The organism is Cupriavidus basilensis, assembly GCF_029335485.1.
GTDB lineage: Bacteria > Pseudomonadota > Gammaproteobacteria > Burkholderiales > Burkholderiaceae > Cupriavidus > Cupriavidus basilensis_E.
Window position 1 is genome coordinate 1 of the sequence record NZ_JARJLM010000728.1, and the last position, 8,584, is coordinate 8,584.

At 65.1% G+C, this 8,584-nt stretch carries 6 protein-coding genes; 1 reads left to right on the forward strand and 5 read right to left on the reverse strand.

The window, feature by feature from the left end:
* Window positions 1–86 precede the first annotated feature (86 nt).
* Together garD and P3W85_RS44860 are read right to left on the reverse strand one after the other, a co-directional pair.
* On the reverse strand, window positions 87–1,640 hold the full coding sequence (garD, locus tag P3W85_RS44855; RefSeq protein WP_276269579.1) for a galactarate dehydratase: 1,554 nt from the start codon (window positions 1,638–1,640) through the stop codon (window positions 87–89).
* Between the two features lie 126 nt (window positions 1,641–1,766).
* Entirely contained in the window at window positions 1,767–3,122 is a 1,356-nt protein-coding gene (locus tag P3W85_RS44860; RefSeq protein WP_276269574.1) for an MFS transporter, read from the reverse strand.
* 469 nt (window positions 3,123–3,591) lie between these two features.
* Here P3W85_RS44860 and kdgD point away from each other — a divergent pair, with 469 nt between their 5' ends.
* Window positions 3,592–4,506 (forward strand): 5-dehydro-4-deoxyglucarate dehydratase, encoded by a 915-nt coding sequence (gene kdgD, locus P3W85_RS44865; protein WP_276269575.1) that lies wholly within the window; start codon window positions 3,592–3,594, stop codon window positions 4,504–4,506.
* A gap of 90 nt (window positions 4,507–4,596) precedes the next feature.
* On the opposite strand, the gene P3W85_RS44870 is transcribed toward kdgD, so the two are convergent.
* The 3 genes from P3W85_RS44870 to P3W85_RS44880 form a co-directional block, all read right to left on the reverse strand.
* On the reverse strand, window positions 4,597–5,619 hold the full coding sequence (locus P3W85_RS44870; protein ID WP_276269576.1) for an LLM class flavin-dependent oxidoreductase: 1,023 nt from the start codon (window positions 5,617–5,619) through the stop codon (window positions 4,597–4,599).
* A 2-nt stretch (window positions 5,620–5,621) separates the two neighbouring features.
* On the reverse strand, window positions 5,622–6,560 hold the full coding sequence (locus tag P3W85_RS44875) for an ABC transporter substrate-binding protein (RefSeq protein ID WP_276269577.1): 939 nt from the start codon (window positions 6,558–6,560) through the stop codon (window positions 5,622–5,624).
* An 80-nt stretch (window positions 6,561–6,640) separates the two neighbouring features.
* The gene (locus tag P3W85_RS44880; protein ID WP_276269578.1) at window positions 6,641–8,437 is read right to left on the reverse strand and encodes an amino acid ABC transporter permease/ATP-binding protein; all 1,797 of its coding nucleotides are present in this window, start codon (window positions 8,435–8,437) and stop codon (window positions 6,641–6,643) included.
* Window positions 8,438–8,584 lie beyond the last annotated feature (147 nt).

Here is an 8,584-nt window from a genome sequence, read left to right on the forward strand (position 1 = left end):
TTGGCCCTGTGGGAATGTAAAGCGTCCGGGGCGGAACGCCCCGGGCAGCTTCCGGGACATCCCGGAAACCCTGCGCCGGCCGCGGCTCAGGTCACCGGCGCCGGATTGAACAGCGCCAGCGAATTGTGCAGCTTGTGGTGCTCGGCCCAGGTCTTCTTGCGGCCGCTCGCCACCTCCAGCATCAGCCGGAACAGCTCCCAGCCCACCTCCTCGATGGTGGCCTCACCGGTGGCGATGCGGCCGGCGTTCACATCCATGAGGTCGTGCCAGCGGCGCGCCAGGTCACTGCGCGTGGCCACCTTGATCACGGGCACTTCCGCAAGACCGTAAGGCGTGCCGCGACCGGTAGTGAACACATGCAGGTTCATGCCCGCGGCCAGTTGCAAGGTGCCGCAGATGAAATCGCTGGCGGGCGTAGCCGCGTAGATCAAACCCTTCTGCCTGAGCTTTTCGCCGGGCGACAGCACGCCGGTGATCGCGGTGCTGCCCGACTTGACGATCGAGCCCATGGCCTTCTCGACGATATTGGACAAGCCGCCCTTCTTGTTGCCGGGCGTGGTATTGGCGCTGCGGTCGACCCGGCCCTTCTCCAGGTAGCGGTCGTACCAGTCCATCTCGCGGATCATCGCCTGCGCCACTTCGGGCGTGGCGGCGCGCGCGGTGAGCTGGTCGATGCCGTCGCGCACCTCGGTCACTTCCGAGAACATCACGGTGGCGCCGGCACGCACCAGCAAATCGGTAGCGAACCCCACCGCCGGATTGGCGGTCACGCCGGAAAAAGCGTCGCTGCCGCCGCACTGCACGCCGACCACCAGCTCCGAGGCCGGGCAGGTCTCGCGGCGGCGCTGGTCAAGCCTGGCGAGGTGCGTTTGCGCCATGGCCATGATGGAGTCGATCATGCTCTCGAAACCCACATGCTGTTCGTCCTGCAGGCACACCACGCCAACCTCGACGCTGCCCGCGCCGGTCTGCACGGGCATGGTGCCAGGCGGCATCAGGCGCTCCGGCTGCAACTTCTCGCAACCCAGGCTCACCATCATCGCGGTGCCGCCGAAGTTGGGGTTGAGGGCAATGTTGCGCAAGGTGCGGATCGGCACGATGGCGTCCGGCGCATCGATGGCCACGCCGCAGCCGTAGGTGTGCTCCAGCCCCACCACATCATCCACGTTGGGGTACTGGGGCAGCAGTTCGGCCTTGATGCGCCGCACCGCATGCTCCACCACACCCGATACGCACTGCACGGTGGTGGTGATGGCAAGGATATTGCGGGTGCCGACCGAGCCATCCGGATTGCGGTAGCCTTCGAAGGTATAGCCCTCCAGCGGCGGCGGCGGCGCCGTCACGCGAGTGCCGATGGGCAGGTCGTCCAGCCCGGGCGCCACCGGCATCTCGATCACGCGCTCGTTGACCCAGCTGCCCCTGGGCAGGTCGCGCAGCGCGTAGCCGATCACCACGTTGTAGCGCACCACCGGGTCGCCCGCCGCCAGGTCGGCCAGCGCCACCTTATGGCCCTGCGGGACGCGCTCGCGCAAGGTCAGGCCGCAAGGAAACACGGTTCCCTCGGGCAGGCCACCGTCGTTGGCGACGATGGCCACGTTATCCAGTTCATGAATGCGGATGTACAGCGGCATCCCCTGCACCTGCCCGCCCGGCTGCGCACCGGCTGGCCGTTCTACTCTGATATCGATCACCGACATGTTTTTCTTCCTTGCGAAACACTTGCTGCGGACTGCCCGGGCTGCGAAGCGCAGCCGGCGTCACGGACCTTAAGGATGCTTGAGTTCGACGCGCTTGATATCCTTGACGATCACCAGGTAGCTGATCACCGTCACCAGCGCATTGACGCCGACGAACACCAGCGCGCCGTTGAAGGAACCGGTGGTGCCAAGGATATAACCGATCACGATCGGCGTGACGATGCCCGCGATATTGCCGAACATATTGAAAATACTGCCGGCCAGGCCGATCGCTTCCTTCGGTGCCGTATCCGCCAGCACGGCCCAGCCCAGCGCGCCGATGCCCTTGCCGAAGAAGGCCAGCGCCATGAAGCCCACCACCAGCCACTCGCTGTCCACATAGTTGCAGGCGATCATGCTGACCGACAGCAGCATCCCCGCGACGATCGGCACCTTGCGGGCTACTGTCAGCGAATAACCTCGGCGCAGGAAACCGTCCGAAATCACGCCGCCCAGCACACCGCCCAGGAAACCGCAGATGGCCGGCAGCGACGCGACGAAGCCGGCCTTCAGGATCGACATGCCGCGTGCCTGCACCAGGTAGACCGGAAACCAGGTCAGGAAAAAATACGTCAGCACATTGATGCAGTACTGGCCCAGGTACACGCCGAGCAGCATGCGGTTGGACAGTAGCTGGCGCACATAGAACCAGCGCGTTCCGGCAGGCTCCGTTTCCTTCTTGCCCGCCTCGCCGCTCATCTGGATCAGGCCCCCGCCCTGCTCGATATACTCCAGCTCGGCGCGGTTGACCTGGGGATGGGTGGCCGGGCTGCGCACCACCTTGAGCCACAGGCCCGCCAGCACCATGCCCAGCGCACCCATCCACATATAGACGTGGTGCCAGCCGAGAGCATGGGTCAGCCAGGCCATCAGGGGCGTAAACAGCACCGCGGCGAAATACTGGGCGGAATTGAAGATGGCCGAAGCAGTACCTCGCTCGGCCGTGGGAAACCAGCTCGCCACGACCTTGGCATTGGCCGGGAAGGCAGGCGACTCGGCCAGGCCCACGGCAAAGCGCAGCACGAACAAGGTGGTGACGGCCGCGCCAGCGGTGGCGAACACGCCGATATAGCCCTGCAGCAGCGTGAACAGCGACCACAGGAAGATGCTGCAGGCATAGATGCGGCGCGCGCCGAAGCGGTCGAGCAGCCAGCCGCCCGGGATCTGCGCCATGACATAGGCCCAGCTGAAGGCCGAGAAGATAAAACCCATCTGTACGGCGTCGAAGCCAAACTCCTGCCGCATGGCGGGGCCGGTGATGGAAAGCGTGGCGCGGTCGGCGTAATTCACCGTGGTCACCACGAAGATCATCAGGAGGATCCAGTAGCGCACATGGCTGCGGCGGGTGGCCTGGCTGGGCACGCTGAGCGTGTTGCTGAGGTTCATTGGAGTCTCCGGCACTGGCTGGCGCGACTTGGAACGGTGCCCTTTCTCCGGCTGCCGGTCATTCGGCCCTCTACTGCTTTGTGATATGTTGTCGTATGACTAAGATTATAAGCATCCGGTTTCCTGCGCAACATTAAGTGTTTACCCGGGGAGTGGTGCTGACGGACCCCGGGCTGTCCCGCACACACCATATCTGTCACCCGCGAGATGGCGACCGATGAAGTCAAGCTTTCAGGCTGCTTTCAGTGGGTTCGATTTTTTGCGGACAAGCCATGGCGCGATGCTCCGGTGCTGGCAGGAACCGCGTGCCTGCTCGTTAGCCCGGTGCGCCACCCTCTGCCTACGAAATCCGCTTGCCTAATGCAAAACCTAGTTGTACGATAACGTATCTCAAGAGCGTGCAGATCTTCGGAAAGCACCAGAGCCACCGACCTAACCCCTGCCCTTGCGGCGCTCAGAACCAGCCATCATGACCACACCACAAGAACTCAAGCAGATCGTCTCGGAAGGCCTGCTGTCCTTCCCCGTGACCGACTTCGACGTGCAAGGCAACTTCCGTCCCGAGACCTATGTAGAGCGCCTCGAATGGCTTGCGCCCTATGGCGCCACTGCGCTCTTCGCCGCCGGCGGCACGGGCGAGTTCTTCTCGTTGACGCCGGACGACTACGCCAACGTGATCCGCACCGCGGTGGAAACCTGCGCCGGCAAGGTGCCCATCCTGGCCGGCGCGGGCGGCCCGACCCGCATGGCCATCGCCTATGCCAGGGAGGCTCAGCGCCTGGGCGCCAAGGGCATCCTGCTGCTGCCGCACTACCTGACCGAAGCCTGCCAGGAAGGCATTGCCAGCCATATCGAAGAGGTCTGCAAGTCGGTCAGTATCGGCGTGATCGTGTATAACCGCGCCAATTCCCGCATCAACGCCGAAATGCTCGAACGGCTGGCCGACCGCTGCCCCAACCTGATCGGCTTCAAGGACGGCGTGGGCGAGATCGAGAACATGGTGCGCATCCGCCGCAAGCTGGGCGACCGCCTGTCCTACCTGGGTGGCCTGCCCACCGCCGAAGTCTATGCCGCCGCCTACAAGGCGCTGGGCGTGCCGGTGTACTCCTCCGCCGTGTTCAATTTCATCCCCAAGACGGCGATGGACTTCTACCGTGCGATCGCCGCCGACGACCATGAAGCCACCAACCGGCTGATCGACGACTTCTTCCTGCCCTATCTCGACATCCGCAACCGCCGCGCAGGCTACGCGGTCAGCATTGTGAAGGCCGGCGCCAGGCTGGTCGGCCACGACGCCGGCCCGGTCCGCGCGCCGCTGACCGATCTGGACGAGCAGGAACTGGCGCAGCTGGATGCGCTGATCAGGAAGCTGGGGCCGCAGTAAGGGGGATGGCCGCGCCGGCTCGCCGCGGCCAGTCTTTCGTCTACCTCCTGATCGGCTCGCCGATCCCGGCGAGTAACACCCCGAGGGGCACTATGCGATCGTCGTCACCGCCGGCCTCCACCCCAGCCGTGGTGCAATATGGCGGCTGAAGTCCGCCAGGATCTGCTCATACTCCTCCTGCGCGAAATCGTAAGGCAACTCCAGGCGCAGCTCATTGACGCGCCCGACGACGGCATCCTTGCGCAGGCGCTCCAGTATCTCGTCGGATGTCGCCACCAGATCCGGCGCGAACAAGGTGCGCCGCTCCCCCTGAGGCTTGCGGGTGCGCTCGATGCGGCCGGCGGCGAAATCGCGATAGCGCTTGCGGCTCCGGGCATCGGCGCCGTCGGTCGGCACGATCACGCGGCCGAGCGCCACCCTGGGTGGCCTCGCCTCGGACCAGTTCGACAGGAACAGATCCAACTGGCTTAGCTGGGCAGCGTAGAAGTCGTCCGTCTTTTCGCCGGCGTTGAGGTTGCCGAGCAAGAGATTGAAGCCGTTGCGGCCTGCCCATTCGGCGGAACGCAACGAGCCGCCGCCGTACCACAGGCGATCCGTCAGGCCGGGCGCAGGCGGGTTCAGGCGCGGCCGGCCACGCCCCGCGGGGGATTCGATGAACGTGTCGTCGTCCCCGAGCAGTTCGCCCGCCAGGTTGGCGCGCAGGCGCGCCACACGGGCATGGGAGAAATCGATGCCCTTGGGATCGCCGTCGAAGAGCCGGTCCCCCAGCAGCGCGCCATGGAGCGGCGCGCCCGCGCTAAGCCCCACATGGAGGCGCCCGCGCGATAGTACGTCGACCGTGGCCAGGTCCTCCGCGAGCCGGAACGGGTTTTCATAGCCCATCTGGATCACCGCCGTGCCAAGGCCAATGCGGCTGGTGCGTTGGCTCGCGGCGGCAAGGAACGTGGCCGCGGAAGACACGGCACGCTCCAGGTGCCTCTGGCGCACCCAGGCGCTGTCATAGCCGAGGTCTTCCCCGAAGCGGAACAACTGGAGGCTCTGTTCCAGCCCTGGGAAGGGGTCGTCCTCCGGATGGTTGCCTGGCGTGAGAAAACCGATGTGGGTAATGGCCATGCTCAGAAGTTCGGCAAGCCGCGCGGGTTGGTTTCGGACAGAGGTACGGCTTCCGCCTGCAGGCTCCAGCGGGCGAGCGCCTGGGTGTACTTTCCACTCTTGATCAAGCCGTTGGTGGCGATCGTCAACGCCTCGGCAAGGCCGCTTCCTCTGCGGGTTGCAATGCCTACGTCGGCCTTCAGGGGCCAGCCCGCGTTCACGGTGCCCACCAGCCTTATCTTCCCGTCTTTCGCGGCCTGGAACGCCTGCGGCGCGTTCGGGTTGAAGTTGACATCGGCACGGCCGGACAGCAGCGCAACGGTAATGGCGGCATCGTCGTCGTAATACTGGATTTCGATGGGTTTCAGCCCCTTGGCCACATTCTGCCTGTTCCACTCCAGGACGATCTTCTCCTGGATCGTGCCCGAACCCGTGATGACGCGCAGCCCCGCGATGTCCTTCGGCTCGGAGATCCGCCTGATGGCGCTATCGGCCTTGGCATAGAAACCGTGCAGCCCCAGCCGATAAGACGTGAAGTCGAACTTCTCCTTGCGCTGCTCCGTCACGCCGACATTGGAGATCACGGCGTCGTATTTGCCGGAAGCCAGCCCCAGCGGCCAGTCGGCCCAGGCAATTGGCACGAGTGCCAACTGCAGGCCGAGCGCGTCGGCCACCAGTTGCGCGTAATCGGCATCGGAGCCGATGACTGTCCTGGCATCGGTGGCATAGGTGGCGATCGGCGGCGCGAAAGGCACGATACCGACGGTGAATACGCCTTGCTTGACGAACCTGAAGTTGGCTCCGACGGCCTTGACCGCCTCCGGATTCTTCCCGGCCCGAACGCGGCCAGTCTGCTGTGGCGTGAAATCGAACCGTTCCGCGGCATGGCCTGTACCACCCGCAAAGCCAAGCGAGGCGAAGGACAGCAGGGCAACGGCAATCAACTTGCGGCGAGTGATCATGCTTGTAGTGTCTGGTTTGTGTGGCGTAAGCGAAGAAACGAGCGAAGAAGCCAGCGCCCCCGGGCAGACCGCCCGGAGGATCACAGGACCTTCGAGAGGAATTCGCGGGTGCGCGGGTGCTCGGGTGCGTTCAGCACCTTGGCGGGCGTCCCCGCTTCCAGGATGCGGCCATGCTCCATGAACACGATGGTGTCGGCGACCTCGCGGGCAAAGCCGATTTCGTGGGTGACGATGATGAGCGTGGTGCCGGACTGCGCCAGTTCCTTGATCACATCCAGCACTTCATTGACCAGTTCCGGATCCAGCGCCGAGGTGGGCTCATCGAACAGCAGTACCTTGGGCCTGAGCGCAAGGGCGCGGGCTATGGCCACGCGCTGCTGCTGTCCGCCGGACAATTGCCGCGGGTAGGCATCGGCTTTCCCGGCAAGCCCTACGCGCGCCAGCAGTTCGCGCGCGAGTTGCTCGGCGTCCGGCCGGGCGATCCCCTGCACGGCCAGCGGCGCCTCGATAATGTTTTCCAGGACGCTCAGGTGCGGGAACAGGTTGAAGTTCTGGAACACCATGCCCACGTCGGCCCGGCGGCGCAGTACTTCCTTCTCTTTCAGCTCGTAGAGAATTTCGCCCTCCTGCCGGTAGCCGATCAGCTCGCCGTCGATATCGATAAAGCCGTCGTCCACCCGCTCCAGGTGGTTGATGGTCCGCAGCAGCGTGGATTTGCCCGAGCCGGACTGGCCGAGGATGACCGTGACGCTGCCGCCGCGAACGGTGAGCGATACATTGTCCAATACCTTGAGTTGCCCGTAGCTCTTGGATATGCCATGAATCGCGACTTCGCCCCCGGCGCGGCGGTCGCATGCCCAGCGGTTTGCCACGGGTGACGGCGTAGCCGTATCTGCCGGCGCGAAGCCCGGCCTGCGCGATCCCGGGCGGAACCGGCTGGCGTAGCGGGACATCAAGGACGCCACCCACGATGCCCGGGGATTTCGCAGCGCGCCGCGCGAGTAGTACCGCTCGATATGCACCTGGATGGCCGAGAGCACGGTCAGGATGATCAGGTACCAGACGGTGGCCACCATCAGCAGCGGGATGACTTCCAGGTTGCGGCGGTAAATGACCTGGATGGTGTAGAACAGCTCCGGCATCGCCAGCACGTAGACCATCGACGTACCCTTGGCGAGGGCGATGATCTCGTTGAATGCCGCAGGCAGGATCGAGCGCATCGCCTGTGGCAGTACGATGCGGAACGCCTGCCGGCGGCGCGGCAGGCCGAGCGCCGCGGCGGCCTCGAGCTGCCCCTGGTCCACCGAGAGAATGCCGCCGCGTATGGTTTCCGCAGAGAATGCCGCCTGGTTCAGGGTCAGCCCGAGCACGGCGGCCAGGAGGGGACTGATGAGCTGGGTGGTCGGCGCGCTGAAAAAAGTGATGTCCGTGAACGGCACGCCCAGCCACACCGTCTCGTAGAGATAGCCGAGGTTGTTCAGGATCAGCAGCAGCACAATCAGCGGGATGGAGCGGAAGAGCCAGATAAAGGCCCATGCGCTGCCGGCCAGCAGCGGCGAGCGCGACACGCGGCCCAGGGCGATCACCGTGCCCAGCGCAAATCCAAGGAAACCGCCTAGCGCCGTCAGCAGCAAGGTGCGGCCCAGTCCCTGCAGCACCGGCTCCGCCAAGAACCACGCCGCGAAGACATGCCAGCCCCAGCGGGGATTGCCGAGCACCGAATTGAAGATGGCGACGATCAGTATGCCGGCAAGCACGGTGCCGGCGGCTCTTGCCGGATAGCGGGCGGGTACGATCCGATAGCGAGCATAGTCGCCCTTCGCTGTCCTGGCGGCTGGCGGCAACGCCAGGCTCTCGATCTCGGTGGAGGCATGCATGGCTATCTCTCCTGTTGCGGTGACCGGTGCGCGCCGGTCAGGCGCGCTTTCGTCGCGGCGCGACGGTGTCCACGCCCGCGGTTGCGTAACGGCTTTCCTTGCGCGGCAGGCCAAGGTGGGCACGCAGCGTCTGCTGCGGCAACGTGC

Coding starts and splice junctions, on each gene's coding strand:
- kdgD (WP_276269575.1), top strand. CDS start 3,592: ATGACCACACCACAAGAACTCAAGCAGATCGTCTCGGAAGGCCTGCTG.
- P3W85_RS44860 (WP_276269574.1), bottom strand. CDS start 3,122: ATGAACCTCAGCAACACGCTCAGCGTGCCCAGCCAGGCCACCCGCCGC.
- P3W85_RS44875 (WP_276269577.1), bottom strand. CDS start 6,560: ATGATCACTCGCCGCAAGTTGATTGCCGTTGCCCTGCTGTCCTTCGCC.
- P3W85_RS44870 (WP_276269576.1), bottom strand. CDS start 5,619: ATGGCCATTACCCACATCGGTTTTCTCACGCCAGGCAACCATCCGGAG.
- P3W85_RS44880 (WP_276269578.1), bottom strand. CDS start 8,437: ATGCATGCCTCCACCGAGATCGAGAGCCTGGCGTTGCCGCCAGCCGCC.